This is a genomic window from Paracoccus yeei ATCC BAA-599 (assembly GCF_000622145.1).
In the GTDB taxonomy this organism is placed as follows: domain Bacteria; phylum Pseudomonadota; class Alphaproteobacteria; order Rhodobacterales; family Rhodobacteraceae; genus Paracoccus; species Paracoccus yeei.
The window spans coordinates 19,931-40,872 of the sequence record NZ_JHWH01000022.1 but is presented as its reverse complement, the minus strand read 5'-3'; the positions used below and the strand labels follow the sequence as shown (position 1 = coordinate 40,872).

The following is a 20,942-nucleotide window of genomic DNA, read 5'->3' as shown; positions in this document are numbered from 1 at the left end:
TCCATGACATCCTGTCATGGACACGATGAAAACATGTCGGTTTGATCGCTCCGAAACAGGGCTATGTTTTCTCCGACCCTTGCCGGGTCCCCGGGCGACCAGCCGCGGGGACAGGTTCAAGCATTGGAAAACCCGCACGCATGGCCGCGACGCCGAAACTCGACAGGATCGACATCAACATTCTGGCGCAGCTGCAACGGAATGGCCGGCTGACGAACCTTCGCCTTGCGGAGGCGGTCGGCCTATCGCCCAGCCCCTGCCTGTCCCGCGTCAAGCGGCTGGAAAAGGCGGGTTACATCGTCGGCTATAACGCCCGGCTCCAGCTTTCCAGGCTGGTCGAACACATCACCGTCTTTACCGAAGTCACCCTGCTCGACCATCGGCGCGAGGATTTCCTGAAATTCGAATCCAGCATCCGCCGATGCAGCGCGCTGAAGGAATGTCACCTGGTCAGCGGCGGCTATGATTACCTTCTGAAATTCGTGGTGCGCAATATCGACCGCTATCAGGCGACGATGGAGGCCATGCTCGAGAGCGATATCGGCATCGAGAAATACTTCAGCTATGTGGTCCTGAAAACGGTGATCGACCTGGAATCGGTGCCGCTCGCATCGCTGATCGAGGACGCCTGACCCAAGGCGACGGCGCTGCGAACCCTTCCCCCAGCGGCGGCCCTTCGCGGTCGTGGCAAGACAAGTCGAGGAAACCAGATCGTGCAACCCATTGAACAGGTGCTGGCCCAGCTGCCGGCCGAGATCGTCACCCGCGATCCCGACATCATCGCCGGCTATGCCACCGATTTCCGCCGCCAGCATACCGGACGCACGCCCGCGCTGCTGCGCCCCCGCGACACGGCCGAGGTCCAGCGCATCGTCCGCGCCTGCGCGGCTGCGGGCGTGGCCCTGGTCCCGCAGGGCGGCAACACCGGCTATTGCGCGGCGGCCACCCCCTCGGACAGCGGCCAGGACCTGCTCGTCAGCCTCGAGCGGATGAACCGCCTGCGCGACCTGGATCCGGGCAACCTGTCGCTGACCGCCGAGGCCGGCATGATTCTGGCCGAGATCCAGCACGCCGCAGACGACGCCGGGCTGCTGATGCCGCTGGGGCTCGGCTCGCAGCAATCCTGCCGCATCGGCGGCAATCTCTCGACCAATGCGGGCGGGCTGTCGGTGCTGCGATACGGCATGGCGCGCGACCTGGTGCTGGGGCTCGAGGTGGTCCTGCCCGACGGCAGCCTGTTCAGCGACCTTTCGCCCCTGCGCAAGAACAACGCGGGCTATGACGTGAAGCAGCTGTTCCTGGGGGCCGAGGGCACGCTGGGCATCATCACCGCGGTGTCGCTGAAACTGGCCCGCAAGCCGCGCCAGACGGTGACGGCCTTCCTGGCCATCCAGGACATCGCCAGCCTGGCGACCATCCTGGGCATGGCGCAGGAACAGACGGGCGAGATGGTGACCTCGTTCGAGTATCTCTCGGACAGATCCCTGCAACTGCTGCTCTCGGCCCGGCCGGAACTGCGCCACCCGCTGTCGGCGCCAGGCCCGCATTACGTCCTGCTCGAGGCGGCGACCGCCTCTCCGGTCCTGAACCTCGAAGATACGGCAAGCGCACTCCTTGAACAGCTGTTCGAGGAGGGGCTGGTCAGCGACGGCGCCATCGCCGCCAGCGGCCAGCAGCGCGCCGCGTTCTGGACCCTGCGCGAAAGCATCCCCGAGGCCGAGGTGCATCACGGCGGCTCGGTCAAGCACGATGTCGCCGTGCGAAGCTCGCGCCTGGCCGAATTCATCCAGGCGGCCTCGGCCATCGTCGCGCGCGAGGCACCGGACGCGATTCTCTCGGTCTATGGCCATGTCGGCGACGGCAATGTCCACTTCAACATCCTGGCGCCGGCAGGGTCGGACCAGCCTGGCTTCAAGCGGTCCCTCGAGGCAAGCGTCTCGCCGCTGATCTACGACCTGGCCGCGCTGATGGAGGGCACGTTCAGCGCCGAATACGGTATCGGCCAGGTCAAGCGCGACCTGCTGGCCCGCCATGCCCCCGCCGGCAAGCTCGCCCTGATGCGCGCGCTGAAGCAGGCCCTGGACCCCAAGGACCTGATGAACCCGGGCAAGGTCATTCCCCACGGATGACGCGGGCCCCGGAGGGAGAGCGGCGCCGACAGCCAGGGCGCCCTTTCGCCTCCGCCGCATGAACAGCGCGTCCTGCAGGAGCCGAGGTCGCCGCCCATTTTCTGCGTTGCGGCGAATTGACGCCGCAGCAATGTTACGCTACCCATTCCTCTGTGGTAATAAAGTTGCGAGGCAATGTCGTGGCGCAGAAGGACAAACCCTGGCTGTTCCGCACCTATGCGGGGCACTCGACGGCCGAGAAATCGAACGCGCTCTACCGCACCAACCTGGCCAAGGGGCAGACGGGCCTGTCGGTGGCCTTCGACCTGCCGACCCAGACCGGCTATGACAGCGACCACGTCCTGGCGCGGGGCGAGGTCGGCAAGGTCGGCGTGCCGGTCTGCCACCTGGGCGACATGCGGGCGCTGTTCGACCAGATCCCGCTCGAGCAGATGAACACCTCGATGACGATCAACGCCACCGCGCCGTGGCTCCTGTCGCTTTACATCGCGGTGGCCGAAGAGCAGGGCGCCGATGTGACCAAGCTGCAAGGCACGGTGCAGAACGACATCATCAAGGAATACCTGTCGCGCGGCACCTATATCTGCCCGCCGAAGCCCTCGCTGAAGATGATTACCGACGTCGCGGCCTATACGGCACGGAACCTGCCCAAATGGAACCCGATGAACGTCTGCTCCTATCACCTGCAGGAAGCCGGCGCGACGCCCGAACAGGAACTGGCCTATGCGCTGGCGACCGGCATCGCCGTGCTGGACGATCTGAAAACCAAGGTCGAGGCGCAGGATTTCCCGGCTATGGTCGGCCGCATCAGCTTCTTCGTGAACGCCGGCATCCGCTTCGTGACCGAACTGTGCAAGATGCGCGCCTTTACCGAACTCTGGGACGAGATCTGCCGCGACCGCTACGCCATCGAGGACGAGAAATTCCGCCGCTTCCGCTACGGCGTGCAGGTGAACAGCCTCGGCCTGACCGAGCAGCAGCCGGAAAACAACGTCTATCGCATCCTCTTGGAAATGCTGGCCGTGGTGCTGTCCAAGAACGCCCGCGCCCGCGCCGTGCAGCTGCCGGCCTGGAACGAGGCGCTGGGCCTGCCTCGGCCCTGGGACCAGCAATGGTCGCTGCGGATGCAGCAGATCGTCGCCTATGAGACCGACCTGCTGGAATACGGCGATCTTTTCGACGGCAATCCGGCCATCGCCGCCAAGGTCGAGGAGCTGAAGGAGGGTGCGCGGTCAGAGCTGGCGACGCTGGACCAGATGGGCGGCGCCATCGCCGCCATCGAATACATGAAGTCGCGGCTGGTCGAATCGAACGCCGCGCGGCTGAACCGGATCGAGGCGAACGAGACGGTGGTCGTGGGCGTCAACCGCTGGCAGCAGGGCGAGCCCTCGCCGCTGACCGCGGGCGACGGCGGCATCATGGTCGTCGATCCGGCGGTGGAACAGGACCAGATCGCCCGGCTGCAGGCCTGGCGGCAAGCCCGCGACGAGACGGCCGCCCGTGCCGCCCTCGCCGCGCTGCGCGATGCCGCGCAGAGGGGCCAGAACGTGATGCCCTTTTCCATCGCCGCCGCCAAGGCCGGGGCCACGACCGGCGAATGGGCCCAGGTCATGCGCGAGGTCCACGGCGAATACCGCGGGCCCACGGGCGTGTCGCAATCGCCCTCGAACCGCACCGAGGGGCTCGAGCCGATCCGCGAGGCGGTGGATGCGGTCAGCCATCGCCTGGGCCGGCGGCTCAAGTTCCTGGTCGGCAAGCCGGGCCTCGACGGCCATTCGAACGGCGCCGAGCAGATCGCCTTCCGCGCCCGCGATTGCGGCATGGACATCACCTATGAAGGCATCCGCCTGACGCCCGAGCAGATCGTCGCCCGCGCGGCCGAGGAGGACGCCCATATCGTCGGCCTCTCCATCCTCTCGGGCAGCCACCTGCCGCTGATCGAGGACCTGATGGAGCGGATGCGCGCGGCGGGGCTGGCGCAGGTGCCGGTGGTCGTCGGCGGCATCATCCCCGACGACGACGCCGCCCGGCTGCGCGCCATGGGCGTGGCCCGCGTCTATACCCCCAAGGACTTCGAACTGAACCGCATCATGATGGACATCGTGGCCCTGGTCGCGCCCAAGGAGGCAGCCGCCTGAGCCCGTGGCGGGCGCCGCATGGGTATTTGGGCAACAAGGAAGACCCTGGCGTTTCCTTGTTGCTGAAATACCCGGTCGCGACCGCTGGCCAGGCGGGACGTCGGGGCGGGGCGCGTCCGGTTGACTCGCGCCGCCATCTGGACTATGCATCCCCGGATTCCCGGAAGGTCTGCCCTTCCGGTCCCTGGCTCGGCCGGGGATCGCCCCCCGTCAGCGCGTTGCGCCCACGGGGGCGTCTCTGCCTATCGCGTCCCGCTTCCGGGGCAAACGGCAAACCACTGGAGGGCCGCCGATGTTTGAAAACCTGTCCGACCGCCTTGGAGGCGTCTTCGACCGGCTGACCAAGCAGGGCGCGCTGTCCGAGGACGACGTCGCCGCCGCCATGCGCGAGGTGCGCGTCGCCCTGCTGGAGGCCGACGTGTCCCTGCCCGTGGCGCGCAGCTTCGTGAAGTCGGTCACCGCCAAGGCCACCGGCGCGGCCGTCACGAAATCGGTGACGCCGGGCCAGCAGGTCGTCAAGATCGTCCATGACGAGCTGATCAAGGTCCTGCAGGGCGAGGGCGCGCCCGACGCGCTGCGCATCGACAGCCCGCCGGCGCCGATCCTGATGGTCGGGCTGCAGGGCTCGGGCAAGACCACCACCACGGCAAAGCTCGCCAAGCGCCTGAAGGACCGCGAGAAGAAGCGCGTGCTGATGGCGTCCCTGGACACCAACCGCCCGGCCGCGATGGAGCAGCTGGCGATCCTGGGCAGCCAGATTGGCGTCGACACCCTGCCGATCGTGCCGGGCGAGAATGCGGTCCAGATCGCGAAACGCGCCAAGCAGCAGGCGTCCCTGGGCGGCTATGACGTCTACATGCTCGACACCGCCGGTCGGCTGCACATCGACGAAGTCCTGATGGACGAGGTCCAGGCGGTCCGCGACGTGGCCAGCCCGCGCGAGACGCTGCTGGTCGTCGACGGTCTGACCGGCCAGGACGCCGTCAATGTCGCCAGCGAATTCGACGCCAAGGTCGGTGTCACAGGCGTCGTGCTGACGCGGATGGACGGCGACGGGCGCGGGGGCGCGGCGCTCTCGATGCGGGCCGTCACCGGCAAGCCGATCCGCTTTGTCGGCCTGGGCGAAAAGATGGACGCCCTCGAGGTCTTCGATGCGCAGCGCATCGCCGGCCGCATCCTCGGCATGGGCGACATCGTCGCCCTGGTCGAGAAGGCGCAGGAGGTGCTGGAGGTCGAGCAGGCCGAGCGCATGATGAAGCGCTTCCAGAAGGGTCTGTTCAACATGAACGACCTGAAGAACCAGCTTGAGCAGATGATCAAGATGGGCGGCATGCAGTCGATCATGGGCATGATGCCCGGCATGGGCAAGATGGCCAAGCAGGCCGAATCGGCCGGGCTCGACGACAAGGCGCTGAAGCGCCAGATCGCGCTGATCAACTCGATGACGAAAAAGGAACGCGCCAACCCGGACATGCTGCAGGCCAGCCGCAAGAAGCGGATCGCCGCCGGCGCCGGCATGGACGTGGCCGAGCTGAACAAGCTTCTGAAGATGCAGAAGCAGATGGCCGACACGATGAAGAAGCTGGGCAAGATGGGCAAGGGCGGCATGCTGAAGCAGGCCATGCGCGCCATGGCCGGCAAGGGTGGCGGCCTGCCCGACATGGCCAATGTCGATCCGGCCCAGATGGCCGAGGCGACCAAGATGCTGCAGGACCCCAAGGGCCTGGGCGGGCAGCTGGGCGGCATGAACCTGCCCGGCGGGCTTTCCGGGCTGTTCGGGAAGAAATAGGTGATCACGCTTTCCGACACGCCTGTGCTGACGACCGAGCGTCTGGTCCTGCGCGCGCCGCAGGCTGGCGACTGGCCGGTCTGGCGTGACTTTGCCGCATCCGAACGCTCGGTCTGGGTCGGCGGGCCGCTCTTGGCGCCGGGCCTGGCCTGGCGCGCCTTCGGCCATATCATCGGCCATTGGGTGCTGCGCGGCTATGGGCTGTTCACCGTGACCGACCGCGCGAGCGGTGCCGCGCTGGGCGGGATCGGGCCCTGGTTTCCCGACGGCTGGCCCGAGCCCGAGATCGGCTGGACGCTGTGGGACGCCGCCGCCGAGGGCAGGGGCATCGCGCATGAGGCGGCGCTGGCCGCCCGCGACTTTGCCGCCCGCAGCCTCGGCTGGACCACCGCCGTCAGCTATATCCTGCCCGCCAACGACCGCTCGGCCGCGCTGGCCCGGCGGCTGGGGGCCGAGCGCGATGCCGCCGCCGCGCATCCCGGCGCCGAGCCCTGCGACGTCTGGCGCCACCCGGCGGAGGCCTTCGCATGAGCGACGCCCGGTGCATGGCCGGTGTACGCCCGGTGTACGGGCGGTGCACAGCCGCTTTCTTGAAAATCAACTGCTTGGAGTTTTCCGCGTGAAGGATGACGCCGCCCGCGCCGCGCAGCTTCTGAAAGAGCACCGCGCCAGCATCGACCGTCTGGACGCGATCCTGGTCTATACGCTGGCCGAGCGCTTCAAGCACACCCAGAACGTCGGCCGCCTCAAGGCCGAACACGACCTTCCTCCGTCCGATCCCGCCCGCGAGGCGAGCCAGATCGAGCGGCTGGAACGCCTCGCGCGCGAGGCCGATCTCGACCCGGAATTCGCGCGCAAATTCCTGAATTTCGTGATTGCCGAAGTGATCCGGCATCACGAGACCTTCCAAGCCTGACAGCCGGGCCAAGCCCGGCTAACACCGCCATTTCAAAGGAGAAAACCCAATGGCAATGAAAATCCGTCTGGCCCGCGGCGGCAGCAAGAAGCGCCCGCATTACGCCATCGTCGCGACCGATTCGCGCATGCCGCGCGACGGCCGCTTCCTGGAAAAGCTGGGCACCTACAACCCGCTGCTGGCCAAGGATTCCGAAGACCGCATCAAGATGGACGTGGAACGCGTCCAGTACTGGCTGGGTCAGGGCGCGCAGCCCACGGACCGCGTCGCCCGCTTCCTGGAAGCCGCTGGCGTGAAAGAGAAAACCGAGCGCAAGAACCTCAAGAAAGGCGAGCCGGGCAAGGCTGCGAAAGAGCGTGCCGAAAAGCGCGCCGCGCGTGAGGCCGCCGGCACCGAGGCCGCGTCGGAATAATCCATGCCCGAGCGGATCTGTGTCGGCGCGATCGCGGGCGCCTTTGGCGTCCGGGGCGAGGTGCGGCTGAAAAGCTTTACCTCGCAACCCAATGATATTGCTGCCTATGGTCCGCTCTGGTCCGAGGACGGGACACGTTCGTTCACCGTGCGGCTGACGCGGCCGGTGACGGGCGGGCTGGGCGCCCGGCTGTCGGGCGTCGACACGCGCGAGGCGGCCGACGCGCTCAAGGGCGTGACCCTGTGGGCGGATCGCGACCGGCTGCCGTCGCTGCCGGATGATGAGTTCTATCATACGGATCTGATTGGCCTTTCCGTCTACGACACCGGCGGTGCGCCGATCGGCAAGGTCCATGCGATCTATGACCATGGGGCTGGCGACATCCTGGAAATCCTGGGTCCCGGTCGTCGGCAGCCGCTGCTGCTGCCCTTTACCCGGGCCTTCGTGCCGACGGTGGACCTGTCCGCCGGACGCATCATCGCCGACCCGCCCGAGGAGGAAGGCGATGCGTAATGCCCTGTTCGCGCTTGGCTTTCTGCTGATGCTGGCCGGTCCCCTGTTGCAGGGGCTGGCCGGCAGCGACAATCCGAACGCCTATGTCTTTGCCCCGGTCATGTTGGCAGGGCTGATCCCGCTGCTGGCCGGCCGCAACCTGTCGCCCGAACCCCGGCTGATGGTCGGGGCGCTGCTGGTCTGCGGCGCGCTTTGCCTGGGTGCGTGGTACCTGGGCGGGCTGCTGCCGCCGCGTCCGCTGCACGCGGCGCTGCCGGTGGGCTGCGCGATCTTGGGGGCGCTGGTCTCGACCGGCGCGAACCTCTTGCGGCGGCAGGCATGACCGATCAGCCGAACGCCGGCGGCGGCAAGTCGCATGGCCGGCTGTCGATCCGCGCCAGTCTGCAACCGCGCGACCTGATGGCCGAGCCGCAGGTGCGCGGCGCCTGGACGGCCCAGGTCATCACCTTGTTTCCCGAGGCTTTTCCGGGCGTCCTGGGCCTGTCCCTGACCGGCCGGGCGCTGGCCGAGGGGCTGTGGAACCTGCGCACCACCGACCTGCGCCCCTTCGGCATCGGCAGGCACCGCAACGTCGACGGCACCCCCGCCGGCGGCGGCGCGGGCATGGTGATCCGCCCCGACGTGATGGACGCCGCCCTGCGCGAGGCGGGGCCCGGCCTGCCGGTGATCTACCTGTCGCCGCGCGGCAAGCCCTTTACCCAGGCGCGCGCCCGTGCCCTGGCGAACGGCCCGGGCATGACGCTGATCTGCGGCCGGTTCGAGGGTGTGGACCAGCGCGTGCTGGACGCCCATGCGGTCGAGGAGATCAGCATCGGCGATTATGTCCTGACCGGGGGCGAACTCGCCGCTCAGGTCTTGATCGACGCGACGGTTCGCCTTATACCGCGCGTGCTGGGGAATCAGGAATCGCTGGCCGAGGAATCCTTTTCCGACGGCCTGCTTGAACATCCCCAGTATACGAAGCCCGCCCTTTGGGAAGGCCGCGCGATCCCGGAAGTGCTTCTCTCGGGCAATCACGCGGCTATTGCCACATGGCGGCGCGACATGGCCGAAAGGCTGACCAAGGAACGCCGCCCCGACCTGTGGCGGGCATACGGGGAAACCCGCGTGGACCCGGCAAAGGACCGACAGCTCTCGGGCGCATCAGACCAATCGCGGGACTACCGCGAGCAACCGAAGGAACCAAAGCGATGAACCTGATCGCCCAACTGGAAGCCGAGCAGATCGCCTCGCTCGGCAAGGAAATCCCGGATTTCAAGGCCGGCGACACCGTGCGCGTCGGCTATAAAGTGACCGAAGGCACCCGCACCCGCGTGCAGAACTACGAAGGCGTGGTCATCTCGCGCAAGGGCGGCGGCATCGGTGCGTCGTTCACCGTGCGCAAGATCTCGTTCGGCGAGGGTGTCGAGCGCGTCTTCCCGCTGTATTCGACCAACATCGACTCGATCACCGTGGTGCGCCGCGGCCGTGTCCGCCGCGCCAAGCTGTACTACCTGCGCGACCGCCGCGGCAAATCGGCCCGTATCGCCGAAGTCACCAACTACAAGCCCAAAGCCGAAGCCAAGGCCTGAGGAGACGCGCCATGAAAGCAGATACCCATCCCGACTATCACTTCATCACCGTGAAGATGACCGACGGCACGACCTATCAGGTGCGTTCGACCTGGGGCAAGGAAGGCGACACCATGACGCTGGACATCGACCCGACCGTGCACCCCGCCTGGACCGGCGGCTCGGCCAAGCTGATGGACACCGGCGGCCGCGTGTCGAAGTTCAAGAACAAATACGCGGGCCTGGGCTTCTAAGCACCGCCCCCGCGAAAATGCGAACGCCGCCCCGATCCGGGCGGCGTTTTTCTTTGGCTGCTCCGCAGGGTGGGCGCTGCGGGCGGGGCAGGGGTGCAGGCCCCCGGCTGGCCGGGGATCAGACCATGCCGACGAACAGAAGGGGCGTCCAGACCGGAAGCTCGGGCGCTTCACTGGCCAGGGGCCTGCCGGTCAGGTGGCCCCGACCGGTATCGATCACGACGCGACCGTCGCGATAGCTGCGCAGGACCGGCCCCTGGGCGCTGCGATGGGCCGACAGCGCGATGGTGGCATAGACGGGCGCGGCGGGCTGGCTGCGAGGGATCAGGGGAAAGCGGATCACTGGATGGCTCCGTTGCGGTCCATGCGTTCGATGAAGATGTCCCACACCCCCGGGTCGCGGTTGCGCATCAATTCGTGGGACGCGGTGACGGGCTCGGCTGTCATCACCACCAGCGGAATCCCCGAGATGGTATGGGGCCTGCCCGTGCGTCGGTCGATCACGCCACGCTGTAGCGCGGCGAAAAGGGCGTCGTGGCCCGGATGGCGCGGTCGGCCAAGGCCGACAGATGGTTCAGCATGGACATCCTTGGCTCCTTTCCAGCGATGACCGTGGGACGGTCCTGACAGCTATATAACGACATGGTTGATCGTCTTTTTCAAGAGAAAAATCTATTGCGATTGTCGTGATATAATCACGTTGAAAATCATCAGCTTGACATCGGAAGGCCGCTTGTTGGCGGGAAGCGCGCGGGTCATGCAGCGGCGAATCCCGCGCTTTTCAAGCGCGGTGCCCGGCCCTATGGTCCTGCCCGGGCAAACCGCAGGACACGGGGGGATTCATGGCGCATATCATCGTCGTCGGGAACGAAAAGGGCGGCTCGGGCAAGTCCACCACCTCGATGCATGTGGCGACGGCGCTGGCGCGGATGGGGCATCGGGTGGGTGCCTTGGACCTGGACGTGCGCCAGCGCAGCTTTGCCCGCTATCTGGAAAACCGCCTGCATTTCCTGAAGGACGCAGGGCTGGACCTGCCGACGCCGCGGCTGGGCGCGCTGGAGCCCGAGGGCCCGGACCCGCTGTCCCACGCCGTCGCCGCGCTTGAGCCCGATTGCGATTTCATCCTGCTGGACTGCCCCGGTTCGCACACGCGGCTTAGCCAGATGGCGCACAGCCTGGCCGATACGCTGATCACGCCGATGAACGACAGCTTCATCGACTTCGACCTGCTGGCGCGCATGTCGCCCGAAGGCAAGGTACTGGGCCCCTCGATCTATGCCGAGATGGTCTGGGGCGCGCGGCAGCTGCGCGGACAGGCCGGGGCGGGGCCGATCGACTGGCTGGTGCTGAGGAACCGGCTGGGCACCCAGGCCATGCACAACAAGCGCAAGGTCGGCGGCGCGCTGGAGACGCTGTCGAAACGCATCGGCTTTCGTGTGGCGCCGGGCTTTTCGGAGCGGGTGATCTTTCGCGAACTGTTCCCGCGCGGCCTGACCCTGCTGGACCTGCGCGACATCGGGACCGAGCAGCTTTCCATGTCCAATATCGCCGCCCGGCAGGAATTGCGCGAACTGATCGCGGAATTGCGTTTGCCGGGGGTCAGCGTGGCCTTCTAGCCGGGATTGTTGCTGCCGCCCTGCCAGCCTATCTAAGGGCAGTCGCAGAAGGGGAGAGCGGGATGGCCGGGTTCGGCAGGATTGGAATGCTGCTGGCCCTGATGCTGGCCGCCCCGCCGGGTCCGGTTCGGGCGCAAGAGGCCGATGCCGCCGTCCTGCGGCAGGAGGCGCCGGTCGTCTCCCTCGCCCCGGTCGCGCGAAGCACCATCGAGGTCCGGGTGCCGGTCACGGGCTCGCTTGTCGCGCGCGACCCGGTGCAGGTCCATGCCAATGTCGCGGGCTACGAGATCCGGGAACTGCGGGCCGAGGTCGGGGACCGCGTCAAGGCGGGCGATGTGCTGGCGCGTCTGGACGATGCGGCGCTGAGCGCGCAGCTTGCCCAGGCCGATGCCGAACATGCCCGCGCCACCGCGGCCGAGCGCCAGGCCGAAAGCCAGATCGCCAGCGCCGAGGCGGCGCTGACCGAAGCCGCCGCCATCCTGCAGCGCACCCGCAGCCTGCGCGAAAGCGGCAGCGCCAGCCAGGCGGTGCTGGACCAGGCCATTGCGACCGAGGCCTCGGCCGCCGCGGCGCTGGCCTCGGCCCGCGAAGGGCTGGGGGTGGCGCGCGCCGCCGTGGCCCAGGCCAGGGCGGCCCAAAGGATCGCGGCGTTGAACCTGGGCCACGCCCGGATCACCGCCCCGGTGGATGGCATCGTCGTCGCCCGCAATGCCGAGATCGGCGCGCTGTCCGGCTCGGCTGGCGAACCCATGTTCCAGCTGGTCGCGCGGGGCGAGATCGAGTTGGCGGCCGATGTGATCGAAACCGCGCTGGGGCAGGTCAAGCCCGGCGATCCGGCCGAGATCCGGGTCTCGGGCCTGGGCGATGTGGCGGGCCGGGTGCGGCTGGTGCCGGCGCGGGTCGATCCCGCGACGCGGCTGGGGCAGGCGCGCATTGCGCTCGACCCTGCGCCGGGCCTGCGGCTGGGCCTGTTCGCCAGCGGCTGGATCGTCACCGACCGGCGCGAGGCGCTGACCGTGCCGCTGTCGGCGGTGCTCGCCGACGAGAGGGGCGAGCGGGTGCAGGTCGTGCGGAACGGCGTCGTGGAAACCCGCCCGGTCCGCGCGGGCCTTGTCTGGCAGGACCGGCGCGAGATCCTGGAGGGGCTCGAGGCGGGCGAGCAGGTCATCGCCCGCGCCGGCGCGTTCTTTCGCACGGGCGATCCGGTCCGCGCGGCGCCGGGGTCGCAGCCATGAACTTTTCCGCCCTGTCGATCCGCCACCCGGTGCCGCCCATCGCGATCTTTCTGGTGCTGCTGCTGGTGGGGCTTTACAGCTTCAACAGGCTGGCGGTCACGGCGATGCCGAACATCGACCTGCCGCTGGTGCAGGTCACGGTCAGCCAGCCCGGTGCGGCGCCTTCGGAACTGGTGCGGCAGGTCATCCAGCCGATCGAGGATTCGCTGGCCTCGATCACCGGGGTGCGGCACATCACCTCGGCCGCGACCGACAGCGCGGCGCATCTCTATGTCGAGTTCGAGCTTGAGACGAACACCGACCGCGCGGTGAACGACGTCAAGGACGCGGTGGCCAATGTCCGCGCCGACCTGCCCGAATCCATCGTGGAGCCGCTGGTCAAGCGCATCGACGTCAGCGGCATGGCGATCCTGACCTATGCCGTCAGCAACCCCGGCCAGTCGATGGAGCAGCTGTCGCAATTCGTCGACGACGTGGTGGCGCGCGACCTGACCACCGTGCCGGGGGTCGCCAGCATCACCCGCATCGGCGGCGCCGACCGGCAGGTCAATGTCGAGCTGGACCCAGGCCGGGTGCAGGCCATGGGGCTGACCGCGGCCGAGGTCTCGGACCAGTTGCGGGCCAAGAACATCGACATGGGCGGCGGGCGCGGCGACCTGGCCGGCACCGAATATTCCATCCGCGCGCTTGGCGGGGCAGAGGACGTGGCGCGGCTTGCCGCCACGCCCATCCTGATCGGTGGCGGCCGCACGGTGCGGCTGGACCAGCTGGGCCAGGTCAGCGAAGGCCCCAGCGAAGAGCGCAGCTTTGCCCTGCTGGACGGGCGTCCGGTCGTGGCCTTCGGCGTCTTTCGCGGCACGGGCGAATCCGACCTGGTGGCCGGGGACGGCACCAAGGCCCGCGTGGCCGAGATCGAGGCCCGCCACCCCGGCACACGGATCGAGCTGATCGACGACGCCACCACCCACACCGCCGCCAGCTATCACCGCGCGATGGAGACGCTGTACGAAGGCGCGGCGCTGGCCGTGATCGTCGTTTTCCTGTTCCTGCGGAACTGGCGCGCGACCGTCATCGCGGCGGTGGCGCTGCCCCTGTCGATCATACCGACCTTCTTTGTCATGCACTGGCTGGGCTTCACGCTGAACGGCATCAGCCTGCTGGCGATCACCCTGGTCACCGGCATCCTGGTCGACGACGCCATCGTCGAGATCGAGAACATCGTGCGCCACATCACCATGGGCACACCCCCCTACGAGGCCAGCATGGAGGCCGCGAACGAGATCGGCCTGACCGTCATCGCGATCAGCTTTTCCATCGTCGCGGTCTTTGCGCCGGTCAGCTTCATGGGCGGGATCCCGGGGCAGTATTTCAAGCAGTTCGGGTTGACGGTCGCGGTGTCGGTCCTGTTCTCGCTGCTGGTGGCGCGGCTGGTCACGCCGATGATGGCGGCCTATCTGCTGCGCCGCACCGGCCATCACGCGGCGGAGGAGCGCGACGGCCTGCTTCTGCGCGCCCTGATGCGGGTGCTGGACTGGACCCTGGCGCATCGCGGGGTGACGCTGGTCCTGGGCCTGGGGGTCTTTGCCGCCTCGATCTGGTCGGCGACCCTGCTGCCGACCGAATTCATCCCGGCCCAGGACGTGGGCCGCAGCCAGATCACGGTCGAGACGCCGCCCGGTTCCACCATCGCCGAGACCGAGGATGCCGCGCGCCGCGTCTCGGCCCGGATCGCCCAGGAGCCCGAGGTGCGGGCGGTCTTCGTGAACGGCGGCGACGGCGACGTGACCGACGCCAAGATCATGGTGAACTATGGCCCCAAGGACAGCCGCGAACGCTCGAGCTTCCAGATCGAGGATGCGCTGAAGCACGACCTGGCCGAGATGCCCGACCTGCGGATCAACTTCCAGAACGAGGCCGGGGCGAGCGACCTGGAAATCTCGGTCCTGGGCGAGACCGAGGCGGCGGCGACGGAGGCCGCCGAGCGGCTGATGGCCGCGATGAAGACCCTGCCGAGCCTGGAGGGAGTCACATCCTCGGCCGCGCTGCAGCGCCCCGAGATCCGCATCCATCCGCGCGACGGCGTGGCGGCGGAACTGGGCGTGACGGCCAGCGCGCTTGCGACCACGCTGCGCGTGGCGACCCTGGGCGATACGGAATCGAACCTGGCCAAGTTCAATACGGGCACCGAGCAGATCCCCATCATGGTCCGCCTGAACCATGCGGCGCGGCGCGACCTGATGAGCCTGCGCGACCTGCGGGTGCCCAGCTCCGCCGGGCCGGTCCCGCTGGAGGCGGTGGCCGACGTGTCCCTGTCGGCCGGGGCCACCCAGATCGAACGCTATGACCGGCGTTACCAGACCAAAGTGTCGGCGAACCTGGTGGACGGCGCCCTGCTGGGGCCGGTGAACGCCCAGGTGGCCGAGTTGCAGAAGACGGTGGACCTGCCGCCCGGCACCCGCATCCAGCCCTCGGGCGACGCCGAGATCATGGCCGAGGTGTTCGAGGCCTTTGCCGTCGCCATGATATCGGGGGTGATGCTGACCTATGTGGTGCTGGTGCTGCTGTTCCACAGCTTTGTCGTTCCGGTCTCGATCCTGATGTCGCTGCCGCTGGCGATCGGGGGGGCGATCCTGGCGCTGTTCCTGACCGGCAATTCGATCAGCATGGCGGTGGTGATCGGGTTCCTGATGCTGATGGGGATCGTGACCAAGAACGCGATCATGCTGGTCGAATTCGCGCTGAGCGGCATCGACCGGGGCGTCGAGAAGCGCGCCGCGATCCTGGACGCGGTCCACAAGCGGGCGCGTCCCATCGTGATGACGACCATCGCCATGACGGCGGGCATGGTGCCCTCGGCGCTGGGGCGGGGCGAGGGGGCCGAGTTCAGTGCCCCCATGGCCATCGCGGTGATCGGCGGGCTTTTGCTGTCGACGCTGCTGTCTCTGCTGTTCGTGCCCTCGCTGTTCTCGCTGATCCATGGGGGACAGGTGCGGGCCGGGCGCTGGCTGGCGCGCCGCATCGGCCTGAACGCCGCGTCCGACCCGGCGGAATAGCGGAACCCGCGCGCGGGGCGAAACATTGGTAGGCCATCCCTATCACCTGAACGGAGATGCCTCATGGCAGATGTTCTTATCATGGCGTCGGACGGGTTCGAGCAGTCGGAACTGTTCGTGCCCCTGGAAAAGCTGCGCGAGGCCGGCCACCGCGTCGATATCGCCGCGCCCGAGGCGGGACCGATCAAGGCCTGGGACAAGAAGGACTGGGGCAAGACGGTCGAGGCCGGGCTTGCCATCGCGGACGCGCGCGCGGGGGATTACGACGTGCTGGTCCTGCCGGGCGGCGTCATCAACCCCGATACGCTGCGCCAGGACGACAAGGCCATCGCGCTGATCCGCGACTTTGCCGCGGCCGGCAAGCCCGTGGCCGCAATCTGCCACGCCCCCTGGCTGCTGGCCGAGGCCGGGCTTGCCAAGGGCCGACGGTTGACCAGCTATGGCTCGATCCGTACCGACATGAAGAACGCCGGCGCCGAGGTGGTCGACGAGAAGGTCGTGGTGGACGGCGGCATCATCACCAGCCGCAACCCGGACGACCTGGATGCCTTTGTCGGCGCCATCGAGGAGGCCCTGGGCTGAATTGCGTCTCGCGGCCCCGGGGGACTTCGCGTCCCCCGGACCCCCTGCGGGGTATTTCGACAACAAGGAAACCAAAAAGGGGCGCCGCGGCGCCCCTTTCGATTGGTCCGGGTTTCCGCCCGTTCAGACCAGCATGCCCATCGGGTTTTCCAGATGGTTCACGATGGCTTGCAGGAGTTGCGCCCCGAGCGCGCCGTCGATCACGCGGTGATCGACCGAAAGCGTCATGGACATGACGTTGCGGATCACCACCTCGCCATTCTCGACCACCGGCGTCTGGATGCCGGCACCGACGGCAAGGATCGCGCCATGCGGCGGGTTGATCACCGCGTCGAAATTCTCGATCCCGAACATGCCGAGGTTCGAGATCGCGAAGCTGCCGCCCTGGTATTCGTGGGGGGCGAGCTTTTTCGTCTTGGCGCGGTTGGCCAGGTCCTTCATCTCGGTCGAGAGGGCGGACAGCGTCTTTTGCTGCGCGTCCTTGAGGACCGGGGTGAAGAGGCCGCCTTCGATCGCGACGGCCACGGCCACGTCAGAGGGCTTCAGCTTCAGGATGCGGTCGCCGGCCCAGACGGCATTGGCATCGGGCACCTCTTGCAAGGCGAGCGCACAGGCCTTGATGATGAAGTCGTTGACCGACAGCTTCACGCCGCGCGCTTCCAGCTGCTTGTTCAGCATGGCGCGGAACTTCATCAGCTCGTCGAGCTTGGCAGACCGGCGCAGGTAGAAATGCGGGATGGTCTGCTTGGCTTCCGACAGACGCGCGGCAATGGTGCGGCGCATGCCGTCGAGCGCAACCTCGGTCGTTTCGCGGTCGGCATACATTTTCAGGATGGTTTCGGCCGAAGGGCCGGTCGGGGCGGCGGCCGCGGGGGCCTTGGCCGGGGCGGGCGCGGCCGGGGCTGCCGGGGCTGCGCTGGCAGCAGTGGGCTTGGCGGCGCCGGGCTTGGCGCCTTCCACGTCGGCCTTGACGATGCGGCCGTGCGGGCCGGAACCCGTGATCGCGCCCAGGTCGATGCCCTTTTCCGCCGCGATGCGACGTGCCAGCGGCGAGGCAAAGACGCGGCCGCCGGCAGCAGGGGCCGGCTGGGCGGCGCCGGCCTTGCCGGTGGCCAGATCGCCCGCGACCGGCGCGCCGATCGGACCGCCATAGCCCTTTTCGGCGGCAGAGCGTTCGGCGTCGGCCTGGGGCTTGGGCGCGGAAGCATCGGACGATGCGGTGGAGGCGGACGACACCGCCGAGGCGTCCTCGCCCTCTTCCAGCAGGACCGCGATGGGGGTGTTCACCTTGACCCCGGCCGAGCCCTCGGCGACCAGCAGCTTGCCGATCCTGCCCTCGTCGACGGCCTCGAACTCCATCGTGGCCTTGTCGGTCTCGATCTCGGCCAGGATGTCGCCGGACTTGACCTCGTCCCCTTCCTTGACCAGCCATTTGGCCAGCGTGCCCTCCTCCATCGTCGGGGACAGGGCGGGCATCAGGATTTCTGTCGGCATCTTGATAACCCCTTACTTGTAGGTGACTTTTTTGACGGCCTGCACCACCTCGTCGGCGGTGACCAGCGCAAGCTTTTCCAGGTTCGCGGCATAGGGCATGGGCACGTCCTTGCCGGTGCAGTTGATGACCGGCGCGTCGAGATAATCGAAGGCGTTTTCCATGATATAGGCCGACAGGTGGTTGCCGATGGCGCCCACGGGGAAGCCTTCCTCGACCGTCACGCAGCGGTTGGTCTTCTTGACCGATTCAAGGATGGTGCCATAGTCCAGCGGGCGCAGGGTCCGCAGGTCGATCACCTCGGCCTCGATCCCGTCCTCGGCCAGCTTGTCGGCGGCTTCCAGCGCATGGGCCATGCCGATGCCGAAGCTGACGATGGTCACGTCCTTGCCGGTCCGCGCGATGCGCGCCTTGCCGAAGGGGATGGTGAAGTCCGGCAGGTCCGGCACCTCGAACGAGCGGCCGTAGAGGATCTCGTTTTCCAGGAAGATCACCGGGTTCGGGTCTCGGATCGCCTGTTTCAGCAGGCCTTTGGCATCGGCCGCCGAATAGGGCATCACCACCTTGAGGCCGGGGATCTGGGCATACCAGGCGGCGTAATCCTGGCTGTGCTGGGCGCCCACGCGGGCGGCGGCGCCGTTCGGGCCGCGGAACACGATGGGACAGCCCATCTGGCCGCCGGACATGTACAGCGTCTTGGCGGCCGAGTTGATGATGTGGTCGATGGCCTGCATCGCGAAGTTGAAGGTCATGAACTCGACGATGGGGCGCAGCCCGGCCAGCGCGGCGCCGGTGCCGATGCCGGCAAAGCCGATCTCGCTGATCGGGGTGTCGACGACGCGGCGCGGGCCGAACTTGTCCAGAAGGCCCTGGCTGATCTTGTAGGCGCCCTGGTATTCGCCGACCTCCTCGCCCATCAGGAACACGGTGTCGTCGCGTTCCATCTCCTCGGCCATGGCCTCGCGCAGGGCTTCCCGCACCGTCATGGACTTCATCCTGGTGCCTTCCGGCCAGTCGGGGCTGCGGTCGGGCTCAGGCGTCTTGACGGTTTCGACGGCGGATTGCGCGGGGGCTTCGGACTTCGCCTCGGCGGGGGCGGCTTCGGCTTTGGGCGCCTCGGCCTGCACGTCGCTTACGGATTCGCCTTCCTCGACCAGAACCGCGATGGGGGTGTTCACCTTGACCCCCTGGCTGCCTTCGCCGATCAGGATCTTGCCCAGGATGCCTTCATCCACGGCCTCGAACTCCATCGTGGCCTTGTCGGTCTCGATCTCGGCGATGATGTCGCCGGCCTTGACCGCATCGCCTTCCTTCTTCAGCCATTTCGCCAGCGTGCCTTCCTCCATGGTCGGCGACAGGGCGGGCATCAGGATTTCGGTTGCCATTGTTGTTCCCCTCCCTCAGGCGTTCTCGGTGGCCGAGCCTTGCGGCAGGTCTTCGGCATAGATGTCGGTCCACAGCTGATCCAGCGCGGGTTCCGGGCTTTCCTTGGCGAACTCGGCGGATTCGTTGACGATATCCTTGATTTCCTTGTCGATCGCCTTCAGGTCGTCCTCGGAGGCGTGGCTGCCGGTCAGCAGCAGGTCGCGCACGTGTTCGATGGCGTCGCGTTCGTCGCGCATCTTCTGGACTTCCTCGCGGGTGCGGTATTTCGCCGGGTCCGACATCGAATGCCCGCGATAGCGATAGGTCATCACTTCCAGGATATAGGGGCCCTTGCCCGCGCGGCAGTGGGCCACGGCCTTTTCGCCGGCGGCCTTGACGGCCAGCACGTCCATGCCGTCCACCCGTTCGCCCGCGATGCCGAAGGCTTCGCCCCGGCCGTAAAGCGTCGTCGACTTGGTCGAGCGCGACATCGAGGTGCCCATGGCGTACTGGTTGTTCTCGATCACGAAAACCACCGGCAGGGACCACAGCTCGGCCATGTTGTAGGTCTCGTAGACTTGGCCCTGGTTGGCCGCGCCGTCGCCGAAATAGGTGAAGGTGACGTTGTCGTTGCCAAGGTACTTGTCGGCGAAGGCCAGGCCCGCGCCCAGCGGCACCTGCGCCGCGACGATGCCGTGACCGCCGTAGAAATGCTTTTCGCGGCTGAACATGTGCATGCTGCCGCCCTTGCCCTTGGAATATCCGCCCTCGCGGCCGGTCAGTTCGGCCATGACGCCCTTGGCGTCCATGCCGCAGGCCAGCATGTGGCCATGGTCGCGATAGCTGGTGATGCGCTTGTCGCCGTCCTTGGCGCAGGCCTCCAGGCCCACGACCACGGCTTCCTGGCCGATGTACAGGTGGCAGAAGCCGCCGATCAGGCCCATGCCGTAAAGCTGGCCGGCCTTTTCCTCGAATCGACGGATCAGAAGCATGTCGCGGTAGTATTTCAAAAGCTCGTCGCGCGAGACGTTGGACGTGCTTTCCTTGGCTGCTGGCTTTCTGACCATGCGGGCCCCCTCCTTGGCACAGGAATAGTTCAGCGTTAAACTACTTCTAGGACGGAGTTCGCGGAAATGTAAACCTGCGATCTGCGGGCGCGCGGAAATTGGGCAGGGCGCCGCCCGAGGCCCCTAGCGGACGATGATTTCGTCGGGCCGGATATAGCCCAGCACGTCGCGGGCGCGTTCGTCCAGCAGGTCCAGGTCCAGGTATTCGTCCGACAGCCGGCGCGTCAGGTTGCGCATGCGGTCCACCTCGGCCTGCAGCTTGTCGCGTTGGGCGACCAGTTCGCGGGTGTCGGCGCGCAGCTGTTCGCGCCGCAGCACCCCCGAGGGCCCCTGCACGGCCGCAAAGGCGAAATAGGCGCCCAGCAGCGCCATGATGACGAAAAACACCAGGGCGCTGATGGAAAGGCGTTCGGACATGGGGCGGCTCGCTTGGTTTCGGGCGATCATGCCACAGCCGCCGGGCCGGGAAAATCCCCGACGGCAGCGATTGACAGCGGCGCGCGTCCGGCCTTCCATGCGCCAGAACCACCGGGGAGCACCGCGGAAATGTTTGCCTTTTTGCGCCTGATCGGCATGGTGCTGGTCATCGAGCTGATCTTCTATGCGCTGCTGACGGCCTATCTGCGCAGCACGCGGGGCGAGGCGCTGGAAGAGGAATGGGACCGCCGCCACCCGGATCGCGCGGGCGATTCCCCGGAACGGCGCGAATTCGTGCGGCGTTCCATGATCGGCTTTCGCCGAACGCTGCGCGCCCGGCTTGCGCTTCTGGTGCTGGTGTTGCCGGTGGTCGCGATTGCGGCGATCATCGTCCTTGTGAACTACAACTGAGGG

At 67.4% G+C, this 20,942-nt stretch carries 24 protein-coding genes; 17 read left to right on the top strand and 7 right to left on the bottom strand.

The genetic code is table 11. From position 1 onward, the window contains the following. Nucleotides 1–140: 140 nt before the first annotated feature. From BU28_RS0113085 to rpmE, 12 genes are all read left to right on the top strand, one after another. Nucleotides 141–632 carry an Lrp/AsnC family transcriptional regulator gene (locus BU28_RS0113085; protein WP_028719882.1) on the top strand — a complete coding sequence of 164 codons (492 nt, stop codon included), beginning with the start codon at nt 141–143 and terminating at the stop codon, nt 630–632. Between the two features lie 81 nt (nt 633–713). Further along, complete coding sequence (locus BU28_RS0113080) at nt 714–2,129, top strand: FAD-binding oxidoreductase (protein ID WP_028719881.1); 1,416 nt, start codon at nt 714–716, stop codon at nt 2,127–2,129. 179 nt (nt 2,130–2,308) lie between these two features. Beyond that, entirely contained in the window at nt 2,309–4,267 is a 1,959-nt protein-coding gene (locus tag BU28_RS0113075; protein WP_028719880.1) for a protein meaA, read from the top strand. Between the two features lie 292 nt (nt 4,268–4,559). After that, complete coding sequence (gene ffh / locus BU28_RS0113070; protein WP_028719879.1) at nt 4,560–6,056, top strand: signal recognition particle protein; 1,497 nt, start codon at nt 4,560–4,562, stop codon at nt 6,054–6,056. Next, entirely contained in the window at nt 6,057–6,587 is a 531-nt protein-coding gene (locus BU28_RS0113065) for a GNAT family N-acetyltransferase (RefSeq protein WP_028719878.1), read from the top strand. Nucleotides 6,588–6,675: 88 nt separating this feature from the next. After that, nucleotides 6,676–6,972 carry a chorismate mutase gene (locus tag BU28_RS0113060; protein ID WP_028719877.1) on the top strand — a complete coding sequence of 99 codons (297 nt, stop codon included), beginning with the start codon at nt 6,676–6,678 and terminating at the stop codon, nt 6,970–6,972. 49 nt (nt 6,973–7,021) lie between these two features. Next, nucleotides 7,022–7,384 (top strand): 30S ribosomal protein S16, encoded by a 363-nt coding sequence (gene rpsP, locus BU28_RS0113055; RefSeq protein ID WP_028719876.1) that lies wholly within the window; start codon nt 7,022–7,024, stop codon nt 7,382–7,384. Nucleotides 7,385–7,387: 3 nt separating this feature from the next. Further along, a complete protein-coding gene (gene rimM / locus BU28_RS0113050) occupies nt 7,388–7,897 on the top strand; it encodes a ribosome maturation factor RimM (RefSeq protein ID WP_028719875.1) in 510 nt (169 codons plus the stop codon). Further along, a complete protein-coding gene (locus BU28_RS0113045) occupies nt 7,890–8,219 on the top strand; it encodes a hypothetical protein (RefSeq protein ID WP_028719874.1) in 330 nt (109 codons plus the stop codon). The genes rimM and BU28_RS0113045 overlap by 8 nt, the downstream gene beginning before the upstream one ends. Further along, nucleotides 8,216–9,091, top strand: coding sequence for a tRNA (guanosine(37)-N1)-methyltransferase TrmD (gene trmD / locus BU28_RS0113040; protein ID WP_028719873.1), 876 nt, complete (start codon nt 8,216–8,218; stop codon nt 9,089–9,091). The genes BU28_RS0113045 and trmD overlap by 4 nt, the downstream gene beginning before the upstream one ends. Continuing rightward, nucleotides 9,088–9,468, top strand: coding sequence for a 50S ribosomal protein L19 (rplS, locus tag BU28_RS0113035; protein WP_028719872.1), 381 nt, complete (start codon nt 9,088–9,090; stop codon nt 9,466–9,468). Before trmD ends, rplS begins: the two co-directional genes overlap by 4 nt. An 11-nt stretch (nt 9,469–9,479) precedes the next feature. Further along, nucleotides 9,480–9,701, top strand: coding sequence for a 50S ribosomal protein L31 (rpmE, locus tag BU28_RS0113030; RefSeq protein WP_028719871.1), 222 nt, complete (start codon nt 9,480–9,482; stop codon nt 9,699–9,701). A gap of 118 nt (nt 9,702–9,819) precedes the next feature. On the opposite strand, the gene BU28_RS0113025 is transcribed toward rpmE, so the two are convergent. From BU28_RS0113025 to BU28_RS26355, 3 genes are read right to left on the bottom strand one after another with little or no spacing between them, the layout of a single operon-like run. Continuing rightward, nucleotides 9,820–10,044: a hypothetical protein gene (locus tag BU28_RS0113025; protein WP_223251964.1), complete on the bottom strand. Its 225-nt coding sequence runs from the start codon at nt 10,042–10,044 to the stop codon at nt 9,820–9,822. Further along, the gene (locus tag BU28_RS22960) at nt 10,041–10,205 is read right to left on the bottom strand and encodes a hypothetical protein (protein WP_233145019.1); all 165 of its coding nucleotides are present in this window, start codon (nt 10,203–10,205) and stop codon (nt 10,041–10,043) included. Before BU28_RS22960 ends, BU28_RS0113025 begins: the two co-directional genes overlap by 4 nt. Next, nucleotides 10,202–10,345, bottom strand: coding sequence for a hypothetical protein (locus tag BU28_RS26355; RefSeq protein ID WP_233145020.1), 144 nt, complete (start codon nt 10,343–10,345; stop codon nt 10,202–10,204). The genes BU28_RS22960 and BU28_RS26355 overlap by 4 nt, the downstream gene beginning before the upstream one ends. A 198-nt stretch (nt 10,346–10,543) precedes the next feature. Between BU28_RS26355 and BU28_RS0113015 the strand changes: the two genes are divergently transcribed. The 4 genes from BU28_RS0113015 to BU28_RS0113000 all read left to right on the top strand — a co-directional run bounded on the left by BU28_RS0113015 (nt 10,544) and on the right by BU28_RS0113000 (nt 16,187). After that, nucleotides 10,544–11,317: a division plane positioning ATPase MipZ gene (locus BU28_RS0113015; protein ID WP_028719869.1), complete on the top strand. Its 774-nt coding sequence runs from the start codon at nt 10,544–10,546 to the stop codon at nt 11,315–11,317. 86 nt (nt 11,318–11,403) lie between these two features. Beyond that, on the top strand, nt 11,404–12,552 hold the full coding sequence (locus tag BU28_RS0113010) for an efflux RND transporter periplasmic adaptor subunit (RefSeq protein ID WP_233145021.1): 1,149 nt from the start codon (nt 11,404–11,406) through the stop codon (nt 12,550–12,552). After that, on the top strand, nt 12,549–15,605 hold the full coding sequence (locus BU28_RS0113005; protein ID WP_028719867.1) for an efflux RND transporter permease subunit: 3,057 nt from the start codon (nt 12,549–12,551) through the stop codon (nt 15,603–15,605). Before BU28_RS0113010 ends, BU28_RS0113005 begins: the two co-directional genes overlap by 4 nt. A 63-nt stretch (nt 15,606–15,668) precedes the next feature. Next, entirely contained in the window at nt 15,669–16,187 is a 519-nt protein-coding gene (locus BU28_RS0113000; RefSeq protein ID WP_028719866.1) for a type 1 glutamine amidotransferase domain-containing protein, read from the top strand. Nucleotides 16,188–16,310: 123 nt separating this feature from the next. Here BU28_RS0113000 and BU28_RS0112995 read toward each other — a convergent pair whose 3' ends face one another. The 4 genes from BU28_RS0112995 to BU28_RS0112980 form a co-directional block, all read right to left on the bottom strand. After that, a complete protein-coding gene (locus BU28_RS0112995; RefSeq protein WP_028719865.1) occupies nt 16,311–17,681 on the bottom strand; it encodes a pyruvate dehydrogenase complex dihydrolipoamide acetyltransferase in 1,371 nt (456 codons plus the stop codon). A gap of 12 nt (nt 17,682–17,693) precedes the next feature. After that, nucleotides 17,694–19,064, bottom strand: a complete 1,371-nt coding sequence (locus BU28_RS0112990; protein ID WP_028719864.1) for a pyruvate dehydrogenase complex E1 component subunit beta — start codon at nt 19,062–19,064, stop codon at nt 17,694–17,696. Between the two features lie 15 nt (nt 19,065–19,079). Further along, nucleotides 19,080–20,111, bottom strand: a complete 1,032-nt coding sequence (gene pdhA / locus BU28_RS0112985; protein ID WP_028719863.1) for a pyruvate dehydrogenase (acetyl-transferring) E1 component subunit alpha — start codon at nt 20,109–20,111, stop codon at nt 19,080–19,082. Between the two features lie 123 nt (nt 20,112–20,234). After that, nucleotides 20,235–20,528, bottom strand: coding sequence for an FtsB family cell division protein (locus BU28_RS0112980; protein WP_028719862.1), 294 nt, complete (start codon nt 20,526–20,528; stop codon nt 20,235–20,237). A 129-nt stretch (nt 20,529–20,657) separates the two neighbouring features. On the opposite strand from BU28_RS0112980, the gene BU28_RS0112975 reads away from it, so the two are divergent. Then, nucleotides 20,658–20,939, top strand: coding sequence for a hypothetical protein (locus tag BU28_RS0112975; protein WP_028719861.1), 282 nt, complete (start codon nt 20,658–20,660; stop codon nt 20,937–20,939). Nucleotides 20,940–20,942: the final 3 nt, after the last annotated feature.

Excerpts from the sequence above, each read along its gene's own strand:
- BU28_RS0113085 (WP_028719882.1), top strand. The coding sequence starts at position 141 with ATGGCCGCGACGCCGAAACTCGACAGGATCGACATCAACATTCTGGCG.
- ffh (WP_028719879.1), top strand. The coding sequence starts at position 4,560 with ATGTTTGAAAACCTGTCCGACCGCCTTGGAGGCGTCTTCGACCGGCTG.
- rpsP (WP_028719876.1), top strand. The coding sequence starts at position 7,022 with ATGGCAATGAAAATCCGTCTGGCCCGCGGCGGCAGCAAGAAGCGCCCG.
- rimM (WP_028719875.1), top strand. The coding sequence starts at position 7,388 with ATGCCCGAGCGGATCTGTGTCGGCGCGATCGCGGGCGCCTTTGGCGTC.
- BU28_RS0113045 (WP_028719874.1), top strand. The coding sequence starts at position 7,890 with ATGCGTAATGCCCTGTTCGCGCTTGGCTTTCTGCTGATGCTGGCCGGT.
- trmD (WP_028719873.1), top strand. The coding sequence starts at position 8,216 with ATGACCGATCAGCCGAACGCCGGCGGCGGCAAGTCGCATGGCCGGCTG.
- rplS (WP_028719872.1), top strand. The coding sequence starts at position 9,088 with ATGAACCTGATCGCCCAACTGGAAGCCGAGCAGATCGCCTCGCTCGGC.
- rpmE (WP_028719871.1), top strand. The coding sequence starts at position 9,480 with ATGAAAGCAGATACCCATCCCGACTATCACTTCATCACCGTGAAGATG.
- BU28_RS26355 (WP_233145020.1), bottom strand. The coding sequence starts at position 10,345 with ATGTCGTTATATAGCTGTCAGGACCGTCCCACGGTCATCGCTGGAAAG.
- BU28_RS0113015 (WP_028719869.1), top strand. The coding sequence starts at position 10,544 with ATGGCGCATATCATCGTCGTCGGGAACGAAAAGGGCGGCTCGGGCAAG.
- BU28_RS0113010 (WP_233145021.1), top strand. The coding sequence starts at position 11,404 with ATGCTGCTGGCCCTGATGCTGGCCGCCCCGCCGGGTCCGGTTCGGGCG.
- BU28_RS0113005 (WP_028719867.1), top strand. The coding sequence starts at position 12,549 with ATGAACTTTTCCGCCCTGTCGATCCGCCACCCGGTGCCGCCCATCGCG.
- BU28_RS0113000 (WP_028719866.1), top strand. The coding sequence starts at position 15,669 with ATGGCAGATGTTCTTATCATGGCGTCGGACGGGTTCGAGCAGTCGGAA.
- BU28_RS0112995 (WP_028719865.1), bottom strand. The coding sequence starts at position 17,681 with ATGCCGACAGAAATCCTGATGCCCGCCCTGTCCCCGACGATGGAGGAG.
- BU28_RS0112990 (WP_028719864.1), bottom strand. The coding sequence starts at position 19,064 with ATGGCAACCGAAATCCTGATGCCCGCCCTGTCGCCGACCATGGAGGAA.
- pdhA (WP_028719863.1), bottom strand. The coding sequence starts at position 20,111 with ATGGTCAGAAAGCCAGCAGCCAAGGAAAGCACGTCCAACGTCTCGCGC.
- BU28_RS0112980 (WP_028719862.1), bottom strand. The coding sequence starts at position 20,528 with ATGTCCGAACGCCTTTCCATCAGCGCCCTGGTGTTTTTCGTCATCATG.
- BU28_RS0112975 (WP_028719861.1), top strand. The coding sequence starts at position 20,658 with ATGTTTGCCTTTTTGCGCCTGATCGGCATGGTGCTGGTCATCGAGCTG.